The 21,461-nt window shown below is 66.6% G+C and carries 20 protein-coding genes, 1 tRNA gene and 1 pseudogene; 11 read left to right on the top strand and 11 right to left on the bottom strand.

What is annotated here, in order from left to right:
* Positions 1-19: 19 nt before the first annotated feature.
* The 4 genes from GGR88_RS10705 to GGR88_RS10690 all read right to left on the bottom strand — a co-directional run bounded on the left by GGR88_RS10705 (position 20) and on the right by GGR88_RS10690 (position 5,639).
* Positions 20-1,471, bottom strand: a complete 1,452-nt coding sequence (locus GGR88_RS10705) for a hypothetical protein (RefSeq protein WP_167954807.1) — start codon at positions 1,469-1,471, stop codon at positions 20-22.
* On the bottom strand, positions 1,468-2,397 hold the full coding sequence (locus tag GGR88_RS10700; RefSeq protein ID WP_167954805.1) for an HTH domain-containing protein: 930 nt from the start codon (positions 2,395-2,397) through the stop codon (positions 1,468-1,470). The genes GGR88_RS10705 and GGR88_RS10700 overlap by 4 nt, the downstream gene beginning before the upstream one ends.
* A 72-nt stretch (positions 2,398-2,469) precedes the next feature.
* Positions 2,470-5,391, bottom strand: coding sequence for an excinuclease ABC subunit UvrA (gene uvrA, locus GGR88_RS10695; RefSeq protein WP_167954803.1), 2,922 nt, complete (start codon positions 5,389-5,391; stop codon positions 2,470-2,472).
* 110 nt (positions 5,392-5,501) lie between these two features.
* Complete coding sequence (locus GGR88_RS10690) at positions 5,502-5,639, bottom strand: hypothetical protein (RefSeq protein WP_167954801.1); 138 nt, start codon at positions 5,637-5,639, stop codon at positions 5,502-5,504.
* An 84-nt stretch (positions 5,640-5,723) separates the two neighbouring features.
* Here GGR88_RS10690 and GGR88_RS10685 point away from each other — a divergent pair.
* Both GGR88_RS10685 and GGR88_RS15340 read left to right on the top strand, forming a co-directional pair.
* Positions 5,724-6,836: pseudogene (locus tag GGR88_RS10685) on the top strand (DNA methyltransferase); the annotation flags it as partial.
* Between the two features lie 69 nt (positions 6,837-6,905).
* A complete protein-coding gene (locus GGR88_RS15340) occupies positions 6,906-7,439 on the top strand; it encodes a restriction endonuclease (protein WP_280742597.1) in 534 nt (177 codons plus the stop codon).
* 39 nt (positions 7,440-7,478) lie between these two features.
* Here GGR88_RS15340 and GGR88_RS10680 read toward each other — a convergent pair whose 3' ends face one another.
* Both GGR88_RS10680 and GGR88_RS10675 read right to left on the bottom strand, forming a co-directional pair.
* Positions 7,479-8,441 carry a glycoside hydrolase family 130 protein gene (locus GGR88_RS10680; RefSeq protein WP_167954799.1) on the bottom strand — a complete coding sequence of 321 codons (963 nt, stop codon included), beginning with the start codon at positions 8,439-8,441 and terminating at the stop codon, positions 7,479-7,481.
* Complete coding sequence (locus GGR88_RS10675) at positions 8,438-9,208, bottom strand: SDR family oxidoreductase (RefSeq protein WP_342449782.1); 771 nt, start codon at positions 9,206-9,208, stop codon at positions 8,438-8,440. The genes GGR88_RS10680 and GGR88_RS10675 overlap by 4 nt, the downstream gene beginning before the upstream one ends.
* A 177-nt stretch (positions 9,209-9,385) precedes the next feature.
* Here GGR88_RS10675 and GGR88_RS15615 point away from each other — a divergent pair, with 177 nt between their 5' ends.
* The 3 genes from GGR88_RS15615 to GGR88_RS10660 all read left to right on the top strand — a co-directional run bounded on the left by GGR88_RS15615 (position 9,386) and on the right by GGR88_RS10660 (position 13,190).
* Positions 9,386-11,884 carry a prolyl oligopeptidase family serine peptidase gene (locus GGR88_RS15615; protein WP_209023373.1) on the top strand — a complete coding sequence of 833 codons (2,499 nt, stop codon included), beginning with the start codon at positions 9,386-9,388 and terminating at the stop codon, positions 11,882-11,884.
* Between the two features lie 145 nt (positions 11,885-12,029).
* On the top strand, positions 12,030-12,683 hold the full coding sequence (locus GGR88_RS15075) for a PEPxxWA-CTERM sorting domain-containing protein (RefSeq protein ID WP_209023372.1): 654 nt from the start codon (positions 12,030-12,032) through the stop codon (positions 12,681-12,683).
* A 222-nt stretch (positions 12,684-12,905) separates the two neighbouring features.
* Positions 12,906-13,190: a UrcA family protein gene (locus GGR88_RS10660; RefSeq protein ID WP_167954795.1), complete on the top strand. Its 285-nt coding sequence runs from the start codon at positions 12,906-12,908 to the stop codon at positions 13,188-13,190.
* Positions 13,191-13,288: 98 nt separating this feature from the next.
* On the opposite strand, the gene GGR88_RS10655 is transcribed toward GGR88_RS10660, so the two are convergent.
* Together GGR88_RS10655 and GGR88_RS10650 are read right to left on the bottom strand one after the other, a co-directional pair.
* The gene (locus GGR88_RS10655; protein ID WP_167954793.1) at positions 13,289-14,050 is read right to left on the bottom strand and encodes a LytR/AlgR family response regulator transcription factor; all 762 of its coding nucleotides are present in this window, start codon (positions 14,048-14,050) and stop codon (positions 13,289-13,291) included.
* Positions 14,040-15,155 carry a sensor histidine kinase gene (locus GGR88_RS10650; protein ID WP_167954791.1) on the bottom strand — a complete coding sequence of 372 codons (1,116 nt, stop codon included), beginning with the start codon at positions 15,153-15,155 and terminating at the stop codon, positions 14,040-14,042. Before GGR88_RS10650 ends, GGR88_RS10655 begins: the two co-directional genes overlap by 11 nt.
* Before the next feature lie 123 nt (positions 15,156-15,278).
* Between GGR88_RS10650 and GGR88_RS10645 the strand changes: the two genes are divergently transcribed.
* Positions 15,279-15,527 (top strand): hypothetical protein, encoded by a 249-nt coding sequence (locus GGR88_RS10645; protein WP_167954789.1) that lies wholly within the window; start codon positions 15,279-15,281, stop codon positions 15,525-15,527.
* Between the two features lie 180 nt (positions 15,528-15,707).
* Positions 15,708-16,250 carry a hypothetical protein gene (locus GGR88_RS10640; RefSeq protein WP_167954787.1) on the top strand — a complete coding sequence of 181 codons (543 nt, stop codon included), beginning with the start codon at positions 15,708-15,710 and terminating at the stop codon, positions 16,248-16,250.
* Positions 16,251-16,259: 9 nt separating this feature from the next.
* Here the strand turns inward: GGR88_RS10640 and GGR88_RS10635 are convergent, their stop codons facing one another.
* The 3 genes from GGR88_RS10635 to GGR88_RS10625 all read right to left on the bottom strand — a co-directional run bounded on the left by GGR88_RS10635 (position 16,260) and on the right by GGR88_RS10625 (position 17,966).
* Entirely contained in the window at positions 16,260-16,994 is a 735-nt protein-coding gene (locus GGR88_RS10635; RefSeq protein WP_167954785.1) for an extensin-like domain-containing protein, read from the bottom strand.
* Positions 16,991-17,779 carry an NUDIX hydrolase gene (locus GGR88_RS10630; RefSeq protein WP_245196820.1) on the bottom strand — a complete coding sequence of 263 codons (789 nt, stop codon included), beginning with the start codon at positions 17,777-17,779 and terminating at the stop codon, positions 16,991-16,993. Before GGR88_RS10630 ends, GGR88_RS10635 begins: the two co-directional genes overlap by 4 nt.
* A 111-nt stretch (positions 17,780-17,890) precedes the next feature.
* Positions 17,891-17,966: transfer RNA gene (locus GGR88_RS10625), tRNA-Ala, on the bottom strand.
* Positions 17,967-18,193: 227 nt separating this feature from the next.
* Here GGR88_RS10625 and GGR88_RS10620 point away from each other — a divergent pair.
* From GGR88_RS10620 to GGR88_RS10605, 4 genes are all read left to right on the top strand, one after another.
* Positions 18,194-19,273 carry a DUF2171 domain-containing protein gene (locus GGR88_RS10620; protein WP_167954781.1) on the top strand — a complete coding sequence of 360 codons (1,080 nt, stop codon included), beginning with the start codon at positions 18,194-18,196 and terminating at the stop codon, positions 19,271-19,273.
* Between the two features lie 135 nt (positions 19,274-19,408).
* Positions 19,409-20,398, top strand: a complete 990-nt coding sequence (locus tag GGR88_RS10615) for an NADP-dependent oxidoreductase (protein WP_167954779.1) — start codon at positions 19,409-19,411, stop codon at positions 20,396-20,398.
* Positions 20,399-20,418: 20 nt separating this feature from the next.
* Positions 20,419-21,186: a MipA/OmpV family protein gene (locus tag GGR88_RS10610; protein WP_167954777.1), complete on the top strand. Its 768-nt coding sequence runs from the start codon at positions 20,419-20,421 to the stop codon at positions 21,184-21,186.
* Positions 21,187-21,236: 50 nt separating this feature from the next.
* Entirely contained in the window at positions 21,237-21,401 is a 165-nt protein-coding gene (locus tag GGR88_RS10605; protein WP_167954775.1) for a DUF6894 family protein, read from the top strand.
* Positions 21,402-21,461: the final 60 nt, after the last annotated feature.

The following is a 21,461-nucleotide window of genomic DNA, read 5'->3' as shown; positions in this document are numbered from 1 at the left end:
GTAATCATCCTGGATAATCCTATCCAGGAAAATCCATGTTCTGGAAGGTCTCTATAAGTCCGTCTGCCGAGCTAATTAAGCCGGATGTTGTATCCATACCATTCTTTATCTTGCCAAGCCAATCTATTACCCTGCCGATCCCAAGTCTTGATGGGGCCTTTGCCACACTCTCGATCGCGACTTTTCCCTCAGCGCGAATGTCTTCATCCTTCAGTTTCTCAAGTAAGCTACTCGCTGAGAGAAGCGCGCTTTGTAACTGTACGTTATTAACGTTTGATATCGCTGATATAGTATCCGCACTAATAGCTCCTGTGCCCGTTGCAGAGCCGACTGGAGCATAGAAGTTCTGGGTCAGGTTAGTCACGGAGCGGCCCTCCCATTCATTATCATTTGAGAATAATGAAGCGCTTTCTTCCTCAAGCTCTATAGCTCTCAACCTTTTGAACACAGAGGTACCGGAAGCTGCTGCCTCCAGGCGAGTACGCAAAACCGATTTTAACGGCGCCTCTCTGTAAAAACTCAGGCAGATCGCAAGGTAACTAGGATCTCTGTAAGCAAAAGCAGTGATATGATCCAGCAGCGCTAGCTTTGTAGGCTCGTGGGTTTCTGAGGCAAGCCAATCTTGGAGGTAAGGGGATCCGTCCAAAACATAATTCGATCTAAGCTGAATTGCCGCCTCCTGCCGAACATCCTCATTATCATCGAGTTGCGCATGCTTTATGAGATCAATGTTCTTTGATAGACCATCGGGATCGGAAAACAAGAGGCGTAGTATCCATTTTCTCACTTGCGGCGCACTACTGTCGTAATCTGATATAGGAATGCGAAGCGCCGAAAAACCAAGTCTACGTTCAGCTTGCGCCCAAATAGCGTATTTCTTTACTGGGTCAGAATCATGAAGCGTCAGCTCTCCTAGTGCTAACTCATTAGAATGGTTTGGCAAGAAAATATGGGGAGGTGCTTTTTGCCTGCCTGTTAATACAATTGCAGCCCGAAGCTCATCAACGTCCGCTCGCTCCAGAGGAATGCGTTCCTTGATAAGGCGCCTGCGAAGTTGATGACTGTGCTCTGCTCCAGCTATTAATGCCAGCCCATGAAGCGGTAGGCCAAGACGACTAAAAGTCAGCAGCGCTTTATCCTCGCGCTCACCAAAGAAGATAAGCCTCACAAAGGATGCATAAAGGTCTGGGTGATCTAAAAAACTAGGCGCCATTGATACCACCGTTTCACGGTGGGCGCCGAGCCCTATCTCAACAAGGGCATTTAGTGCCCATCGCTTCACACCTTCGTAATTTCGAAATAGGCAGTTAATTACAAGGGTGCGCAACCGAACTGAGTCCGTACTAAATCGCCCCCGTCTGTATTGTTCACAAAGAAACTGGAGAGCTCTTTGAACCTGACGATCTTCAACGGCGCCCAGTTGCTGCGCAATAAACCGTTCTTCCTCAATGGTGAACGGCTTATCCCTCATGAGGCCTTGATTGCTCCGCTATCTAAGTGACGAATAATCGAAACTGTCCAAGGATCAAACTCATTTATATTAGACGTAAGGGTACTGATCGGGGCCCATTCAAACCCGCCAATCGATAGCTTGCGAGAGTAGGGCGTATAATCTGGTGGTGGAACAACCTCTACAAAGCCCACGAGGCTCTTCATAGGATCTGTAAATACCACAGCTCCTGTTAATCTTGCGCTTTCCTCGAAGCCCGGTAAATGAGGAGAAAGATAGAGATCCAAGTCGGTTGCGAGCGCCATTAAGGACGTAGTGACTGCGCCATGGTCAAAGAGATCAAATAACGTGCGATCACTTTGAGCAAGGGGCGATGCAAACAGGGCTGTCCGTAATCCCTTAAAGCCAAGCCTCGACTCCGCAAACGATCCGCGCCGGTAAACCAATAGACGCGAACCGCGTTTTACATATGCAGCTGTGTAAATCGGAATGGCTAGAGGATCAGAGTGCACCCCGCTATAGTACTCAATATTCTCAAGTCGAACGAGCTTGCGAAAATCGGACGCTCGCATTCTGTCGCTAGCAGAATAAGCCGAGGGCAGTTTATCGGCGTGAATGTAAGCCGCGCATTCCCGCTGAAGCTGCCGAGAACGGCGTCGTGCTACAATCGGGGTTTTAAAATCCTTTGGGATTGTTGGATCGTCGATAAATGATCTCAGGAAAAACCTTCCGGGTCTGACCCTGAAAAACCGGCAGCGTTCCCGCTTCGCAAGAATATCTTCACTCAATCTCGCGCCAATTGTTTTGTGCTGGGTTCTACCGTGCAGGTGGGGAGGTATTAGGTCCCGAAGAGTAGCTTCTCTAAGTATGTCGCGCGTGGAGGCTGGACGCCTTAAAGCCCGAATTACCTTCTCAGATAGATCAAGGTAGGCATCGGCGTCGTTCATGCTTCTTCGTAGCCAATATCGCTAGGCAAGCACAGCTTAGATTTGATGTGAATGGAATCTCAAGGCGCTAATTCACTCCGCCGCCACAGCCTCCGCACCCTTCCCCCGCTCCAGCAGCGGCGCCAGATACCGCCCCGTGTAGCTCCCCGCGACGCGCACCACCTGTTCGGGCGTGCCCTCCGCGATCACCTTGCCGCCCTTGACGCCGCCTTCCGGCCCCATGTCGATGATCCAGTCGGCGGTCTTGATGACGTCGAGATTATGTTCGATCACCACCACGCTGTTGCCCTGGTCGACCAGCGCGTGGAGCACCTCCAGCAGCTTTCGCACGTCCTCGAAATGGAGGCCGGTGGTGGGCTCGTCGAGGATATAGAGCGTCTGGCCGGTGGCGCGGCGGGCGAGCTCCTTGGCGAGCTTCACGCGCTGTGCCTCGCCGCCCGACAGGGTCGTCGCCTGCTGCCCGACCTTGACGTAGCCGAGCCCGACCTCCGCCAGCATCGCCATGCGATCGCGGATGGGGGGCACGGCCTTGAAGAACTCGACAGCGTCCTCGACCGTCATGTCGAGCACGTCGGCGATCGACTTGCCCTTGAACTTCACCTCCAGCGTTTCGCGGTTGTAGCGGGCGCCGTGGCAGACATCGCAGGTGACATAGACGTCGGGGAGGAAGTGCATCTCGATCTTCAAGACGCCGTCGCCCTGGCACGCCTCGCACCGGCCGCCCTTCACGTTGAAGGAGAAGCGCCCGGGCTTGTAGCCGCGCGCCTGCGCCTCCGGCAGGCCGGCGAACCAGTCGCGGATCTGGGTGAAGGCGCCGGTGTAGGTGGCGGGGTTGGAGCGCGGGGTGCGGCCGATCGGCGACTGATCGATGTCGATCACCTTGTCGAGATGCTGGAGCCCGTCGATCTTCTCGCACGGGCCGCAGACGATGCGCGCGCCGTTCAAGGCACGGGCGGCGCCGGCATAGAGCGTGTCGATGGTGAAGCTGGACTTGCCCGACCCGGACACGCCGGTGATGCAGGTAAAGGTGCCGAGCGGGATGGCGGCGGTGACGTTCGTCAGGTTGTTGGCGCGGGCGCCCTTCACCGTCAGCTTCTTGCCCGATCCCTTGCGGCGCTTGGCCGGGACCGGCACCTCGCGCCGGCCGGAGAGATAGTCGGCGGTGATGCTGCCTTCGGTGGCGAGCACGTCGGCGAGCGTCCCTTCCGCCACGACGCGGCCGCCGTGGACGCCGGCGCCCGGCCCCATGTCGATGACATGGTCGGCGGAGCGGATGGCATCCTCGTCATGCTCCACCACCACCACCGTGTTGCCGAGGTCGCGCAGCCGCCGGAGGGTGGCGAGCAGCATGTCGTTGTCGCGCTGGTGGAGGCCGATCGAGGGCTCGTCGAGGACGTAGAGCACGCCGGAGAGGCCCGAGCCGATCTGCGAGGCGAGGCGGATGCGCTGCGACTCGCCGCCCGACAGCGTGCCGGAGGTGCGGTTGAGGTTGAGGTAATCGAGCCCGACATTGTCGAGGAAGCCCAGCCGCTCCACGATCTCCTTCAGGATGCGTTCGGCGATCTGGCGCTGCTGGTCGCCGAGCCGGTCGGGAAGCGCGCGGAACCAGGCGAGCGCGTCCACCACGCTGAGGCGGGTGGCGTGGCTGATGTTCTCGCCCGCGACCTTGACCGACAGCGCCTCCGGCTTCAGCCGCGCGCCGCCGCAGACCTCGCACGGGGAGGGCGACTGGAACTTCACCAGCTCCTCGCGCATCCAGGCGCTTTCCGTCTGCGCCAGGCGGCGCTGGAGGTTGCCGAGTACGCCTTCGAACGGCTTGGTGACGTCGTACTTCTTCTTGCCGTCGATGAAGGTGAGGGTGACGGGCTTGCCCTTCGAGCCCGTCAGGATGACGTCCTGCGTGGCGGCGGGCAGCTCCCCCCAGGGCGTTTCCAGCGAGAAGTCGTAGGCCTTCGCCAGGCTGGCCAGCACCTGCATGTAGTAGGGCGACGGCGGGTTGGACTTGGCCCAGGGGACGACGGCGCCCTTCTTCAGCGACAGCGCGTGGTTGGGGACGACGAGATCGACGTCGAACAGCAGCTTTTCGCCAAGGCCGTCGCAGGCCGGGCAGGCGCCCTGCGGCGCGTTGAAGGAGAACAGGCGGGGCTCGATTTCCGGAATGGTGAAGCCGGAGACGGGGCAGGAGAAGCTTTGCGAGAAGACGATGCGGCCTTCGGGCGCGTTGTCGCCCAGGATCGCGGACTTGGGCGTGCGCGGCTCGACCTCGTCCGCGACCGGATCGGCGGGGTCGAGATAGGCGAGGCCGTCGGCCAGCTTCAGCGCGGTCTCGAAACTGTCGGCGAGGCGGGTCTGCAGCCCGTCGCGGACGACCAGGCGGTCCACCACCACCTCGATGTCGTGCTTGTACTTCTTGTCGAGCGCGGGGGCCTCGTCGATGTCGTGGAACTGCCCGTCGATGCGCACGCGGGTGAAGCCCGCCTTCTGCCATTCGGCGAGTTCCTTCCGATACTCCCCCTTGCGGCCGCGCACGACGGGGGCGAGCAGGTAGAGCCGGGTGCCTTCGGGCAGCGACATCACGCGGTCGACCATCTGGCTGACCTGCTGCGCCTCGATCGGCAGGCCGGTGGCGGGCGAATAGGGCACGCCGACCCGCGCCCACAGCAGGCGCATATAATCGTAGATCTCGGTGACGGTCGCGACCGTGGAGCGCGGATTGCGGCTGGTGGTCTTCTGTTCGATTGAGATGGCGGGCGACAGGCCGTCGATATGGTCGACGTCCGGCTTCTGCATCAGCTCGAGGAACTGCCGGGCATAGGCGGAGAGCGACTCCACATAACGCCGCTGCCCCTCCGCATAGATGGTGTCGAACGCGAGCGAGGACTTGCCCGAGCCCGACAGCCCCGTGATGACGGTCAGCGTGTCGCGCGGAATCGAGACGTCCACGCCCTTCAGATTATGCTCGCGCGCGCCGCGGACGTTGATGTGGGTCAGCATAGGGGTGTTCTACGTCCGTTCCGGTTGGCAGGCCAGAGCGGGAGATAGGGAAGCCGGGCGCATGTTGCGAGGTGAGGCGCGCCCGCGCTCGGCATTGTTTGGCGGGGACGCTACGACTTCTTCTTGCTACCTTCCTTCTGGCTCAAAGCAGAGCCCGCCGCTGCTTTCGAATCTTTCGACGTTCGACCATCACGCAACGTCTTTGAGGCTGACCTTGCCGCTTCAGATGAGGTCTTCTTGTCCGCCATCGTCGGTTCCTTCTGGAAAGATGCACGCGTCATGTCTAACGTCCAAGCTGTGCTGGTGTTCCCGGTGCGTTCCTTGGAGCAAAGATGACCAATCGGCTTTTCTACGGCGACAATCTCGACGTGCTGCGTGAGCATGTGGCGAGCGAAAGCGTCGACCTGGTCTACCTGGACCCGCCGTTCAATTCGAACGCCAACTACAACATCCTGTTCAAGTCGCCTGCCGGCACGCAGGCCGACGCGCAGATCGAGGCGTTCGAGGACACCTGGCACTGGAACGATACGGCGGAGGACGCCTTCGATCAGGTCGCCCGCAGCGGCAATAGCAAGGCGTTCGACCTGCTGAACGCAATGCGGTCGTTCCTGGGCGAGAACGACGTGATGGCGTACCTGTCAATGATGGCGATCCGCCTGGTCGAATTGCACCGGGTGCTGAAGCCGACCGGCAGCCTATATCTCCACTGCGACCCTACGGCGAGCCACTACTTGAAGCTGCTGCTGGATGGGGTGTTTGGGGCAGATAACTGGTTAAACGAGGTGATTTGGCGAAGGACGGGCTCGCACAACAATGCCAAGCGATTTGGCCCGGTTCACGATGTGATCCACTTTTATAGGAAGTCTGCGGCTTATCGCCACCGCCCAGTGTTCCGACCGTACACTCGCGGCCATGTGGAGAGCTACTTCAAGAAGGAAGACCGGCGAGGATATTTCTGGACAAACTCGATCCATGGAGCTGGAACACGGAACGGTGAGTCCGGCAAGGTTTGGCGAGGTTATGATCCTACGGCGGCGAAGCGCCATTGGGCGGTTCCAAGCGATTTAGTGACAGCCTTGGGCGTCGATCCCGACCTACCACAACATGCAAAACTCGATGCTCTGGCAGACCTCGGCGTGATCGATTTTCCTCCGGTTGGGTCGGGAGCGTTGCCAACATACCGGCAGTATTTGGATCGGAGCCCCGGCCTGCTGCTGCAAGACATCTGGGCTTATCAACCTCATACTCGTGGGACGCTACACGGGTCTCAAGAAGGCATCGATGAGGATGTCCGTTGGCTTACAGCGCAAGGCGATGAAGAGAGGTTAGGTTATCCAACGCAGAAGCCTATTGGCCTGCTCGAGCGTATCATCGCTGCGTCGTAGAACGAGGGCGATGTGGTGCTCGATCCGTTCTGCGGCTGCGGCACGGCGATCCATGCGGCGCAGAAGCTGGCGCGGCATTGGATCGGGATCGATGTGACGCACCTTGCCATCAGCCTGATCGAGAAGCGGATGCAGGCGGCGTTTCCGGGTGCCGCGTTCACGGTGGAGGGAACGCCGAAGGACCTCGCGTCCGCTGAGGATCTGGCGCGACGGGACAAGTATCAGTTCCAGTGGTGGGTGGTGTCGATGGTGGACGCGATGCCATTTGGCGGGAAGAAGAAAGGTGCCGACGGCGGAGTCGATGGGATCATTTACTTCAAGCCGGACGGCAAGCGGACGGACAAGGCGCTCGTTTCGGTAAAGGGCGGCGACAATGTCGGCGTGCAGATGATTCGTGACCTCCATTCCACCATGGAGCGTGAAAAGGCGCCGATCGGCGTGTTCATCACTAAGGCGCTGCCGACCAGCGTGATGGAGAAAGAGGCCGCGGCGGTCGGTCGCTTCCATGCGGAGGCGACCGGGCGGAGTTATCCGCGGCTGCAGATCATGACTTTGGCCGAGCTGTTCCAAGGCAAGAAGCCGGACATTCCCTTCGTCGACGCGACCGCAGCCTTCCGGAAGGCTGGGCGGGAGGCGAGTGCCCGGCAGCCTGCTCTCCTCTGAGAGCCTGCTCTCCTCGCTCGCGGTGACGCTGATTACCCTTCAGCTCCGCCGAATGCGCGCTCGCGCCAGGCGGCGGTCCTCCAGCGAGTAGTAGAGCCAGATGGTGCCGTCGCCTTCCACCACCACGGACGCGGCAAAGGCGATGTCGGTGGCGGTGCGTTCGGCGACCGGCGGGGGTGTGACGAGCGGCTGGACGCCGCGCGCGACGACGCGCGTGTAGTCGCGGTCGAACGCCACCCAGCCGATCCGCCAGCGCGCGTCACGGGTGGCGCCGTTGTAGAACATCACCGGCGTCGCCGCGTCGTCGGTCAGCAGCGGACCGGTCGACAGGTGCCAGTCGTCCCAGCTGTCCTCGCGCGGCATGAACGGGGTGGGCTGTTCCTGCCAGGGTCCGGCCATGCCGGTGCCGAAGGCGAGGCCGACGCGGGATGCCTGATCCGCGGCATATTCGTAGAACAGGCGCCACCGGCCATCCGCCGTGCGGTCAACGGTGGCTTCCTTGGTGTTGCCTTCCGATTTCGACGAGGCGAGCGCGACGCCGCTCTTTTCAAGCCGGTCGAGCGAGGGGCCGGTGGCGTAGGACAGCTCGCCATGCGCGTGGTCGGCCAGCACGCCGGTGTAGTATACAAGATAGCCGTCCGCCGTGCGCACCACAGTCGGATCCTCCACCCCGCCGGCGTCGTGCGGGTCGGGGCCGGGGACGATGGCGGGGGCATCGTTCATGGCGAAGCGGCGGCCATCCTCGCTCCAGCCCGCCCAGATGACGCCGGTGTCGGTGGGCGTGGTCCCGGCGCGGGGAACGGCGCGGACCATGATGCCGTACCGGCTGTCCGCTTCGCGCCAGACAAAGGGGCTCATCAGGTCGCGGTCGGCGAGCTCCGGCGGGCCGTCCAGCAGCACCGGCTCGATCGCCTTGACGTTGAAGTCGAGCGCGATGGGAGCGGGCTCCACCTGCTCCTTCATGTCGGCTTGAGCGGGTCCGGGCTGGAAGCGTGCGGTCATGCGCCGAGCGCCTGCATGAGGGACAGGCCGCCATCGATCACGACCCGCGCGCCGGTGATGTAGCGCGCGCGATCCGACGCGAGGAACAGCGCAAGATCGGCGACCTCGCCAGCCCCGCCGGCACGACCCAGCGGGATGTTGCCTTCAAGCGTGCGGCGATAGTCCGCGTCGGTGCTGGCGCGCGCGTTCATCGGCGTCAGGATCATGCCGGGCTCGATCGCATTGACGCGGATGAGGCGGGGCGCTTCCTCGATCGCGAGCGTCTCGACGAGGTTGGTGAGGCCGCCCTTGGCCGCGCAATAGTCGGCGCCGCCGGCCCGCACCGCATAGGCGTGGATCGACGAGATGTGGATGATCGCCGCATCCGCCCGCACCGTGCCGCGCCCGCGCAGGAACCGGCGCGAGGTTAGAAAGGCGCCGGTCAGGTCGGTGTCGATCAGGCGCTGCCACTGCGCCAGCGCCATGTCGCGCACGGCGACGCCGGTCATGTTGAGCCCGGCGGAGTTGACCAGCACGTCGGCGGGCGCCCAGCGCTGTTCCACCGCGCCGAACGCCGCGTCCACCGACGCCTCGGCCGCGACGTCCGCCTGGAGGCAGATCGCATCGCCGCCGGCCGCGCGCACCGCATCGGCGCTGTCCCCGGCGGCGGTCGCATCGCCGTGATAGAGGATCGCGACACGGTCCCCGTTGCCTCCGAAGGCGCGGGCGCACGCGGCGCCGATGCCCGATTCCGCACCCGTCACCACAACCACCCGGCCGTTTGCCACCGCTGCCGTCCTTCCTGCCTGTGCGCCGGGGGACTACGAACAGCGCGCATGGTTGTTGCCGGCCGCGGCGTGGCCGCGCGCCGGAGGGTGGACCCGCGACGTTTTCCGCCTGCCCGCTTTGCTGTTGGCAGGGGGCGGGCGGGAGCTAAGGTGTTGCCACCATCAGCGGAGAAGCCCGTGACCCGATCCCTTGCCGTCCTGCTTGCCTCCACCCTGCTGTGCCAGACTGGTGCCGCGCAGACGCCGCCTGCGCCATCGGAGAACCCGGCACCGTTCGCCTATCAGCAGCCGCCTGCACCGATCGCGGAGATCCTGGACGCATCGCCGACACCGGGGGTGGCGATGTCGCCCGACCACCGGACGCTGGCGATCTTCGACCGGGCCAGCCTGCCGTCGATCGCCTCGCTGGCCGAGCCGATGCTGCGACTGGGCGGGTATCGCATCAATCCGCGCAACAACGGACCGGCGGAGAGCCGCGTCGCGTGGCTGACCGGGCTGTCGCTGCAGGACGTGACCGGCGGCACGCCGCGGCGCATCGCGCTGCCCGACGGCATACGGTTCACCGCGCCGTCCTTTTCGCCCGACGGCAGGACGCTGGCGATGGTGGTCGATGGCGAGACCGGCCTGTCGCTGTGGACCGTGGATGTGGCGAGCGGGCGGCCGCGGCCGATCGAGCGGGTGCAGGTAAACATGGCGGCGGGCGGCGGGTACAGCTGGCTGCCCGACAGCCGCGGGCTGCTGGTCCGCGCCGTGCCGGCGGATCGCGGAGCCATCCCAGCGGCGACGGGCACGCCCGCGGGGCCGATCGTGGAGGAAACCGCCGGCCGCACGGCGCCGGTCCGCACCTATCAGGACCTGCTGCAGAACCGGACGGACGAGGTGCTGTTCACCCATTACTTCACATCGCAGCCGACGCTGGTGCCGCTGGACGGCGCGCCCCGCGCGATCGGCGCGGCGGGCGTGCACCTGGGCGCGGACGTGTCGCCCGACGGGCGCCACCTGCTGCTGACCACGGTGAAGCAGCCCTACAGCTATGCCGTGCCGGCCCGGCTGTTCCCCACCGATATCGTGGTGACCGACATGAACGGCCGGGTGGAACACCGGGTCGCCGACCTGCCGCTGCGCGACGACATCCCCACCGCCTTCGATGCGGTGCCGGTCGGGCCGCGGCAGGTCGAATGGCGATCGGACGCGCCGGCCACGCTCGCCTGGGTGGAAGCGCAGGACGGCGGCAACCCGCGGAACCAGGCCGCGGTGCGCGACCGGCTGCTGACGCTGGCGGCGCCGTTCCGTGGCGCGCCGCGCCGGATGCTCGACATGGGTGAGCGCTATGGCGGGGTGACGTGGGGTCGCGACGACCTGGCACTGGTATCGACCCAGTGGTTCCAGACCCGGCACGAGACCCGGTATGTCGTCGACCCGTCGACCGGGCAGTCGCGCATCCTGCTCGAGCGCAATTACCAGGATCGGTACAATGATCCGGGCGAGCCGATCACCGAAGACAATGCGGCCGGCTTTCCGGTGGCGCGGTTCGACGGGCGCGGCCGCGTGCTGATGACAGGCGCGGGGGCGACGCCGCGCGGCGAGTTCCCGTTCATCGCGGCGGTGGACACCGGAAGCGGCCAAACCGAACGGCTGTGGACATCGGCCGACAGCGATTACGAGACGCTGGTGGGCTTTGTCGACGCGGCCGGCACCCGCGCGGTGACGCGGCGCGAAACGCGGGTCGATCCGCCCAACCTGCTGCTGCGGGACCTGGGCGGCGGGCAGACCACCGTGCTGACCCGGTTCCCCGATCCGGCGCCGCAGCTGGCGGACGCCACGCGCCAGCTGATCACCTACACCCGCGCGGACGGCGTCAAGCTGTCCGGCACGCTTTACCTGCCAGCGGGGTACAACAAGGATCGCGACGGGCCGCTGCCGCTGCTAATGTGGGCCTATCCGGCGGAGTTCACCGATGCCGCCGTCGCGGGACAGACGGTGGACGTGCAGAACCGGTTCGTGCGGCCGGGCGGATCCAGCCACCTGTTCCTGCTGACGCAGGGCTACGCCATCCTCGACAACCCATCCATGCCGATCGTCGGCGTGGGCGGGGCGGAGCCGAACGACAGCTATATCGAGCAGCTGACCGCCAATGCAGAGGCGGCGGTGAAGGCGGTGGTCGACATGGGCGTGGCGAGCCGCGACCGGATCGCCGTCGGCGGCCACAGCTACGGCGCGTTCATGACGGCCAACCTCTTGGCGCACACCGACCTGTTCCGCACCGGCATCGCGCGGTCGGGCGCCTACAACCGGACACTGACGCCGTTCGGCTTCCAGGCGGAGCAGCGCAGCTATTGGGAGGCGACGGACGTGTACACGCGAATGTCGCCCTTCACCTACGCCAACCGCATCAACGAGCCGATCCTGCTGATCCACGGGCAGGCCGACGACAACAGCGGCACCTTTCCCGTGCAGACGGAGCGCTTCTATGCCGCGCTGAAAGGGCAGGGTGCCACCGCACGCTATGTCGTGCTGCCGCTGGAGGCGCATGGATATCGCGCGCGGGAATCGGTCGGCCACACCTTGTGGGAGATGACGCGCTGGCTGGACCAGCATGTGAAGGCACCGCCCGCCGCCGATGGCACCGCCGCCGCCCCTGCCGCCGCCACCGCCATCGCCACCGCCGCGCGCTGACCCGCTTCGCGGCGAGACGCCCCCGGCTCACGCCGGAGCGGGGGCGTCGTAAGGCAAGGTTTAACGGATAACGCGGTAAGGACGCCCGATCACCGCAGACGCGGGGCCGGCCAAGCTGCGGCCGGAGCGGGAAGGAAGAAAGTTCATGCGCCTCAACACGCCCCTCGCCCTCACCACCATGGTTGTCGGCCTCGCATCCGCACAGCCGGCGGCGGCGGCAACCCTGATCGTCACGGGCAACTGGTCCAACGTCGGGTCCGGATCGATCGCGAAGTTCGACCCGACCCTGGGCGCGCTCAACGCGATCACGGTGGAGATGGATGCCAGCGTGATGCGCGGATACTGGCTGACATCGATGTCCGGCCCGGTCAGCGTCGATGCCGCACTGGCGGGGACGCTGCAGACCAACATCGGCAGCGCCGCCTACCAGGGGGCGATCTCGTCCTCCACCAGCAGCCGCGGCAGCTTTGCCGTCGAGGGCACGGGCCACAGCGTGACGCAGATCGCGGCGGACGGCTTCTCGCCGTTCGTGGGGACCGGGCAGCTGGGCATCCATGCCACGGGGTCGGCGCCGGCGGCGCTCACCTTCACCAATTTCAGCGGCATGGGCGGATGGTCCGAGCCGCCGGCGGCGGCATCGATGCAGGCGCGCTTCCGCGTGATCTACGACTACACGGTGGCGGGCGTGACGGCGGTGCCGGAGCCGGCGACCTGGTCGATGCTGATCGCCGGGTTCGGCGTGGTCGGAATCGCCGTGCGTCGCCGGCAGCGCAGCGAGGCGGCAACCGTCGCCGCCTGACCGCGAGTCGCCCTTCGACGAGCACCCAGGCCGCCGTCGCGCCCCCGTGGCCGGCGGCGGCATGGCGTTTGTCGATGCGGCCGCGCCCCTTGCCGACGTGCCGCGCCGCCCGACGAAGCGCGGCTGACCGGCCCGCCGGCGCGCCCTAGCCAGGGGATGCGCCACCGACCGAAGCGATCCCCCGCAAGCGGCCGGCGGCGCAGAGCCAAGGGAGCGCAGTTCATGACGAAGTTCATCACCACGGCGGCCATGTGCGCCGCCGCCCTGCTTGCCACCGCCGCACCGGCCGCGGCCCGGCCGATCGTCAACAGTGCATCCGAAGAAGTGTTCTACGGCGATCTCGACCTCAGCCAGCCGGAACACGCCGCCGAGATGGACCAGCGGCTTCGCACCGCCGCCCGCAACGTCTGCCGTCGCCTGGGACCGAACCGCGACGATCTGGGCGGTGTCCGCTGCCGCAACACCGCCCTCAGCAACGCGCGCGCCGCCATCAACGGGCGGCGTTGATCGCGCCGCCGCCATCGCCGGAGCCGATCGGCCCCGGCGATGGCCCTGGCGCCCGGGATCGAGCGATGGTCTCAGCGCCCGGCGAGCCGGCGATGGTCTCAGCGCCCGGTGAGCGCCTTTACCGCATTCACATAGGTCCGCCCGATGCGGGCCAGCCCGCCTTCGCCGAGATCGGCCTGCCAGCCCCCGGTGCCATCATGGCGCAGCGCCACGATGCGGTCCCGCCGGACAATGGTGGAGCGATGCACCCGGATGAAGAAGGCGGGGTCCAGCCGCGCCTCCAGCGCACTGATGGTCTGGTGGAGCAGGAAGGAGCGGTCGCCGACGTGGAGGCGCATGTAATCGCGCTCCGCATCGATGCGGTCGATGTCGGCGACCCCGATGCGGATCACCTGCGAGCGGTGCGGGACCCAGAATTCCTCCGCATAGCCCGACGCCGCCGGCGCGGGCGCGGCCTGGTCGCCGCTCGCCTCCGCCCGCCGTTCAACGACCCGCTGCACGGCGCGCGCCAGCCGATCCGGCGCCACCGGCTTCAGCAGATAGTCGATGGCGGCGAGGTCGAACGCCTCCACCGCGAAATTGTCGTAGGCGGTCACGAAGATGATGGCGGGTGCCCGCTCCAGCCCGGCGAGGCTGCGCGCCACGTCGATGCCGTCGCGCTGCGGCATGGAGATGTCCAGGAGCAGCAGGTCGGGCGAGAGCGCGCCGACGAGGCGAAGCGCGGCATCGCCGTCGACGGCGGTGCCTACGACCTCGATCTGCGGTTCGCGCGCGCACAGCAGCTGCAGGCGCTCCACCGCCAGCGGCTCGTCGTCGGCGATGAGCGTGCGGAGCGGCGCGGTGCGGTCGTCAGCAGTCATTATAGACCTCCGGCAGGGTGAGCGTGGCAACGAAACCGCCCCCCGGCGGCATGGTCGTGACGACGCCGGCGCCGGGCCCGTAGCGGGCGACGAGCCGGTCGCGGACATTGGCAAGGCCGACACGTTCGCCCGGCGCCTTGGCTGCCGCCTCGCCGAGCCCGTCGTCCGTGACGGTGAGCGTCAGGCGCCCCTGCGCGGTGCGCGCGGCGATTCGGATGGTGACGGGGCGGGACAGCGGCGACACGCCGTACTTGATGGCGTTTTCGACCAGCGGCTGCAGGATGAGCGCGGGCACGCAGGCGCGCTCCAGCCCTGGGGCGAGATCCATCTCCACCCGCAGCCGGTCGCGGAAGCGCACGGCCTCGATATCGAGGTAGAGGCGCTGCATCCGCACCTCCTCCGCCAGCACCACGTCCTCGGTCGGGTCGCTCGCGAGGCTGGTGCGGAAGAAGGTCGACAGGTTCATGATCATCGTCTCGGCCTCGGTCGCGCGCTCGGTCATGACGAGCGCGGACAGCGAGTTGAGCGTGTTGAACAGGAAGTGCGGGTTGACCTGGTAGCGGAGCGACCGGATTTCCGCCTCCTGCGCGGCGCGGGCGTAGGCGGCGGCGCGGCGTTCGGCCTCCCGGACCTCCGCCGCGAAGGAGATGGCGAGGTAGAGCCCCGCCCAGGCGATCAGGAAGAAATAGCGGGTGAGCGCGAATTCGACGATCTCCTGGATCATCGTGGGTTCGCCTTCCGCCGGAGCCTGTGGCCCGATGCCGCTCGTTTCGAACAGGCTGGTGGGGTCGTAGATGTTGAACACCCAGTAGTTGAACAGCGCGATCGCGAACGATGCCGGCACCGCACCCAGGAAGGCGACCGCGACGCGGTGGCCGAGCGGCCGGCCGTCCACCTGCCGCAGCAGCATGTAGAGCAGATAGGTGATGCCGATGCCGATGACGGTGACGGCCGCGCGGCGCTGCGCGAATTCGGCCGGCGACGGGAAGCCCATCACGGCCCCGCGCAGCGACACCACCACGACATAGAAAAGCCAGAAGCCGAGGATGGTGTAGATCGCCACCTCGGCCCCGATCGCGTGCCGGCGCTGTTCCCCGCTTCCCATGCGGTTCCATAGCTTGAGCGCGGGGACGCGGCCAACGGCGCTCGTCGAAGCAGGGGATGCACCTGTCGACGCGGAACCGGGAGCGATGGCACGGGGTTGCTGAGGCGACCAAAGGAGAGAGTCATGGCCGACGACCACAACAAGCAGGACCCGGACGAGAGCACCATGCCCGGCCGGCAGGATGCCGGGCACGACCGGTCGATCACGGAGCGGTTGCGCCGGTCGCCCGACGACGCCGATGCCAAGCTGGACCGTGGCAGCGATGAATCGATGGATGCGTCCGATCCGCCGTCGGTGACGGCCCCGGGCCATGACGAACCGGCAGAATCATCGGGCTATGACGAGGACGCCGAGCGGGGCGGCGCGGCCTGATCGCAAGGGCGTCACTGTGGCGGCTGCGCCACGGCGACGCCACTTCCGCCAAGCCAATCGGCAACACGGCGCAATTCCGTTGCATCGCAGCATGTCCTCTGATCCATTTCGTTGCGTCGGTTAACGTCGTCGAAAGACGGCAGCTTTTATACCGATGGCGAAACAAGGAGGCGTTGGACGATGGGAACACGGATGCAGCCTGCAGCGGGCGCGATGGCGCTGGCGGAGATGAAGGAGTTCGCAGGCTTCACCTCGTCCACGCAGCGCTATATCCGCCGCTCGCTCGACGTGGGTCTCGACCGTCGCGACGCGATCCGGCTGTGGTCGCGCGACATGGTGGAGGCCGCCAGCATCCGTGCGCAGCGCCACGTCTATGACCGGCTGGGCGCGGTGCGGCGCCTGGTTCCCGACGACAGCGGCCTGGATGCCATCGAGCCATTCATGGCGCCGCTGGTGTCGATGTCGGCCTTCGACCTGGGCCAGGGGCGGCTCGACAATTTCGCGAGCTACCGCTTTCTCTACGAGCGGCTGATCGGCCCCACCGTCCGTCCGTGGCTGCCCGGTGCGTTCTGCGCGGCGGCGGCGCTGCCGCACCTTCACCCCGACAAGCGGCGCATCCTCCTCCAGTCGATCAGCGAGGCTGCGGCAACCGCGGCCGGATGGTCGAGCCGGGCGCCGAGCTTCTTTCCCGAGTGGGTCGACAAGATCGAAGGCAACGCCTGACCGACTGCCTCAGCGGCAGGCCCGCCCGCCAAGAGCGCCGCGGGCTGCCTGATCGAGGTGGAAGTGGTCGCGGTGCGCGGCGTTGTAGTCCGGGCTGAGCACGGTCGCGAACAGCCGGCAGGCGCCGTCCCTGATCGCGCGCAGGAATGCCTGTTCCTCCGCCGTGCCGCCCGCCCAGTCGTTCACCAGCGTGATCCTGCGGCCGTCGGCCGTGCGGAAGCCGGCGATGTCGATCGCGTTGGCGGTCGCATGCTCGCTCCAGGCGCCGGCATCGCGGCCGTAGAGCCGGCGGCAGCTGTAGCTGCCGAAATGGTCGATCGCCGTCACGCTGGTCCCCAGATGGACCTGCGCGGCCGGTTGCAGCACGCGCCATTCAAACATCGCGAGCGCGGCCGCGACCGGGCAGGCGACGCCCGGCCGGTCCGGTCGCCAGCCAACCGACAGCGCGCCGCCGCCCGTCAGGCGGACGGCATCATCATAGCCGCACTGGTCGCCGCCACGCGGCGGCAGGGCCGTGTAGCGGACGCCCGCCTTGTCGAGCAGCGCCTGGCAGCGGGGCGCATCGTCCCGAAGACCGGCGAGCTTGCGGCCGGTGAACATCCCCGGCTGATCGGCGAGGTCAAGCGGCGTCCAGGGCACGTCGCCGGGACGGGAGCGGCCGAAGGCATAGAGCGCGAGCGCGCCGGCCGCGAGCAATGCCAGCACGACAACCAGCCGCAGAGCGCGGTGAAGCCAGCCGATCATCGCCGCCGCACCGTCGACATCGGCTCCGCCGTGACGGGGTAGCCGAGGTCGTTCGGGATGGTCAGCGTGGGAACGCCGTCCCGATCCTCGACCGCGGGGACGATCAGGCGGGGCGGATGGGCGGCGGCATGCGCATCGAGCGCGGCATGGCTGCGGTGGGGCGCGATGCGCTCCAGATTGCGACGGGTGGGAAAGATGATCGACACATCGCCGCGGTCCGCGCGTGCAAGCACGTCTGCCGCCGATGCCCAGAACGCGCGCACGGTCTCGCCGCCGTCGCTGCCGGGCTCGCCCGAGCCGGGAGGATCGGCAGCGAGATAGAAGCGCGTGTCGAAGGTGCGCGTTTCCTTGAAATTGGGTCGCCAGCGCGCCCATGGACGCAGCACCGAAAGGTCCAGCCGCGCTCCGTGCGACCGGAGCACCTCGGCAAAGCCCCCGCCGGCATGCAGCGCCGTTCGCATCGCCGCGACCGAGCGGGGATCGGGCGGGGTCGCAAAGCCCACGGCGATGCCGGCTTCCTCCAGCGTCTCGCGAATGGCGGCGACCCGGCCGACCGCATCGGACGCGTCCGCGGGTGCGTGAACGACCAGCGCCGGATCGGCGGCGAGCACGATGTCGCCCGGATCGACGCGACCGCCCGGAAACACCACCGCGCCGCCCGCGAACGCAAGCCCGGCCGCGCGTTCGACCAGAAGAAGGTGGGGTGCGCCATCGGGGCGATCGCGCACCAGGATCAGCGTCGCGGCGTGGATGGCCGCGCTGTCCTCGGCCGGTGCATGTTCCATGTTCATCGAGCGGTGCAACGCGCCAACCGGGAAATGCGCTCAGGCGTGGCGGGCGATCGTCGGTCCGGAGACCCGGGTCGCGGCAAGCCGATCATGCGGATGCTGGCGGGGTGGTGGAGCCGAGGGGGATCGAACCCCTGACCTCGTCATTGCGAACGACGCGCTCTCCCATCTGAGCTACGGCCCCGCGCCAGCGCGCGACCGGCCCGTCGGGTGATCGCGAGCGGCGTCCATAGCCACGGCGTTCGGGCGATGCAACGCCGATCATCGATCCGGTCGTCGCGGCAGCGCCGCCGCTGGCCGTCATCATCCACTTTGCTGCGGAACCCGGATCGGGATCGGCCGGTTTTAGTCAACAGTGCGGTTGAGGCCGATGCGCCCGCCGCGCCCCCGTAGATCGAGAGGAGAGACACCATGGGCTACGATCGGGACAACCGCCGCGACGGCAATTACCGAAGCGACCAGAACCGCTGGAACCGTGACCGCGACGATGACCGTGGCTTCTTTGATCGGGCGAGCGACGAGGTCCGTTCCTGGTTCGGCGACGAGGAGGCCGAGCGCCGCCGCCGGTACGACGAGCGCAACGACGATCGCCAGCGCGGCTACGAGGGCAACCGCGACCAGAACCGCTGGTCGTCGTCGAACGATCAGGGTCGGCGGTCCTACGGCTCCGACTATGGCGCCAGCCAGTCGGGCGGCTATGGCCGTGGGTCCTACGGCGGCGGGTCCTATGGCAGCTCGTACGGCAGCGGCAGCTATGGCCGGTCGGACAACGACCGCTACGGCAGCGACGATCGCGGGCGCGGCAACTTCGGGTCTGACGATTATGGTCGCGGCAGCTACGGCAGCCAGGAGCGTGGGCGCGGCGGCTACGGCGGCGGCAACTATGGCGGCGGCGGCGGTACCTATGGCCAGGGCTATGGCGACCGCGGCAGCTATGGCTCGCAGAGCTCGGGCTATTCGCAGTCCGGATCGGGCCGGTCGAGCTACGGCGACAGCGACTATGGTCGCGGCGGATACAACCAATCCTCGTCCGGCCGCGGGCAGCATGACGACGATTATGGCAACTGGCGCAACCAGCAGATCGACTCGCTCGATCGCGACTATGACGAGTATCGTCGGGAGAACCAGTCGCGCTTCCAGAGCGAGTTCAGCTCGTGGCGCGACAAGCGGCAGGGCCAGCGCCAGCACCTGGAGCGCATCCAGGAGCATATGGAGGTGGTCGGCTCAGACGGTGAGACGATCGGCAAGGTCGACAAGGTGCGCGGCGACCGCGTGATCCTCACCAAGAATGACGATCCCGAGGGTCACCACCACAGCTTCTCGTCGTCGTGGATCGACACCGTCGACGACAAGGTGAAGCTGACCAAGTCCGCGGCCGACGCCAAGAAGGCTTGGAAGGACGAGGAGCAGCGCCAGCCGCTGTCGGGCAACCAGGGCGATGACAACCAGGGTGCGCGCAACCTGGATCGGAGCTTCTCCGGCACCTACTGAGCCGCAGCACTGACACTGACGAGGGCCCGGGAGCGATCCCGGGCCCTTTTCGCATGGACGCGGCCATGCTTTGCTTTGGTCGGCGGGGGCGCGCCTGATAAGGCCGCTGCCAACACCACGGAGAGGAGTGCGGGCATGGCAAGCGGATGGCATCTGGCGCGGCGGCCAAAGGGCATGCCGGTTCCCGACGATTTCGCCCTGCGCCCCCTGCCGGGGCGGCCGCTGACGGACGGCGAGGTGCGGGTGGCGAACCGGTGGCTGTCGGTCGACCCCTACATGCGCGCGCGGATGAGCGAGGCGAAGAACTACATCGCCGGCTTCCAGATCGACGAGGTGATGGAGGGCGGCGCGGTCGGCGAGGTGGTGGAAAGCCGGAACCCCGACCTGCCCGTCGGCACGGCGGTGCTGCACATGGCCGGCTGGCGGGACGAGGCGGTGCTCTCCCCCGCGGACCGGCCGACCCGCCTGCCCGATGTCGGGCTTCCGCTCGACCACTGGTTGCATGACATGGGCCTGACGGGCGGCACCGCCTGGATCGGCCTCACCCGCATCGCGGAGGCGAAGGCGGGCGAGATCCTGTTCGTCTCGGCGGCGGCCGGCGCCGTCGGATCGGCGGTGGTGCAGATTGGCAAGGCCATGGGCCTGACGGTGATCGGATCGGCAGGCGGTGCCGACAAGTGCGCCTGGGTTCGCGAGCTGGGGGCGGATGCGACCATCGACTACAAGGCCGGCCCGGTCGGCGAGGCGCTGCGGACGGCGGCACCCGACGGCATCGACATCTATTTCGACAATGTCGGCGGCGACCATCTGGACGCTGCGCTGTTGTCGGCGCGGCTGAACGCGCGCTTTGCGATCTGCGGGCTGATCGAAGGGTATAACCGGGGCGGCGGCACAACGCTGAACGGCCTCTTCCGCATCATCCAGCAGCGCATCCGGATCGAGGGCTTCCTCTACACCGACCATGTCCGCGCGCTGCCGGAGTTCCACGGCCAGATGCTCGCCTGGATCAAGGAGGGGCGCATGAAGAGCCGCACCACCGTGAAGGTCGGCCTCGAGTCGATGCCCGACGCCTTCCTGGGCCTGTTCAGCGGGCACAATGTCGGCAAGATGCTGGTGCGGCTTTGAAGGGCCGTTTGGCAGCGGCAGTGCTGATCGCCGCTGTCGCCGGACCCGCCGCCGCGCAAGGCCAGTCGAGCCCCGCCCGGATCGTGACGGTGGGCATCGGCGTGCAGGCGGTGCCGGGCTTTCCCGGCGACGATGGCCGGCGCGCAGCGCCCCTGCTGTTCGCGCGCGTCCGGCGCCCGGGCGAGCCGATGCCGGCGCGGTCCCCCGACCAGGGGCCGAGCGTCCGTGTGCTGGGACGGGCGGATGGGTTGAGCATCGGGCCCACGCTGGGTTTCCAGGGGCGCAGGCGGGAGCGTGACGTGGCGCCGGAGGTGGGCAACGTTGCCTTCAGCATCGAGCCCGGGGTGTTCGTCCAGGGTTTCGTCACGCCGGCGTTGCGCCTGCGCGCGGAGCTGCGCCACGGTGTGACCGGGCACCGCGCCCTCGTCGGTGACCTGGCGGCCGATTACATCGTGCGCGGCGACGCGGATCGCTTCGTCGCGACCGTCGGCCCGCGAGTCCGCTTCGGCGACGGGCGGTTCCACCGTCGCTACTTCGGCGTCAGCGACGCCGCCGCTCAGGCAAACGGCATCGATTCGTTCCGGCCGGACGGCGGGCTTTATGCCGCGGGCCTGGCGGCGGGCCTGTTCCACCAACTGACACCGCGCTGGGGCATGTACGGCCAGGCCGGAGTCGACCGGCTGGTGGACGACGCCGCCGAGTCCCCGCTCGCGCGGCAGTTCGGCGAGCGGACGCAGATCAATGCGGGTGCGGCGATCACCTACACCTTCGGGGTCGGCCGCCGCTGATCCCGAGCGATCGCGCCGCAACCACGCACTGCGGCCGACGTTCTGTAAAAATGCAACGTTTTTATATGCATGTGCACAACGGCTTCGGCTCGGTGCTGGACGAGGAGGGGCTGATGCTCCTCGACATCGATGCGGCCGTGCGCTGTGCGATAGACAATATCCGGTCGATCGTGGGGGAGGAGGCGCGCAGCGGATGCGTCGATCTTCGTGGTTGATTGGACATTGCGGACGCGGGCGGGCAGGTGATGCGCTCGGTCCGTTTCGACGAGGCCATC

This window comes from Sphingomonas jejuensis (assembly GCF_011927695.1).
GTDB classification, from domain to species: domain Bacteria; phylum Pseudomonadota; class Alphaproteobacteria; order Sphingomonadales; family Sphingomonadaceae; genus Sphingomonas_K; species Sphingomonas_K jejuensis.
Note: the sequence above shows the minus strand (reverse complement) of the source record. Positions and strands in the feature narration are given on the sequence as shown.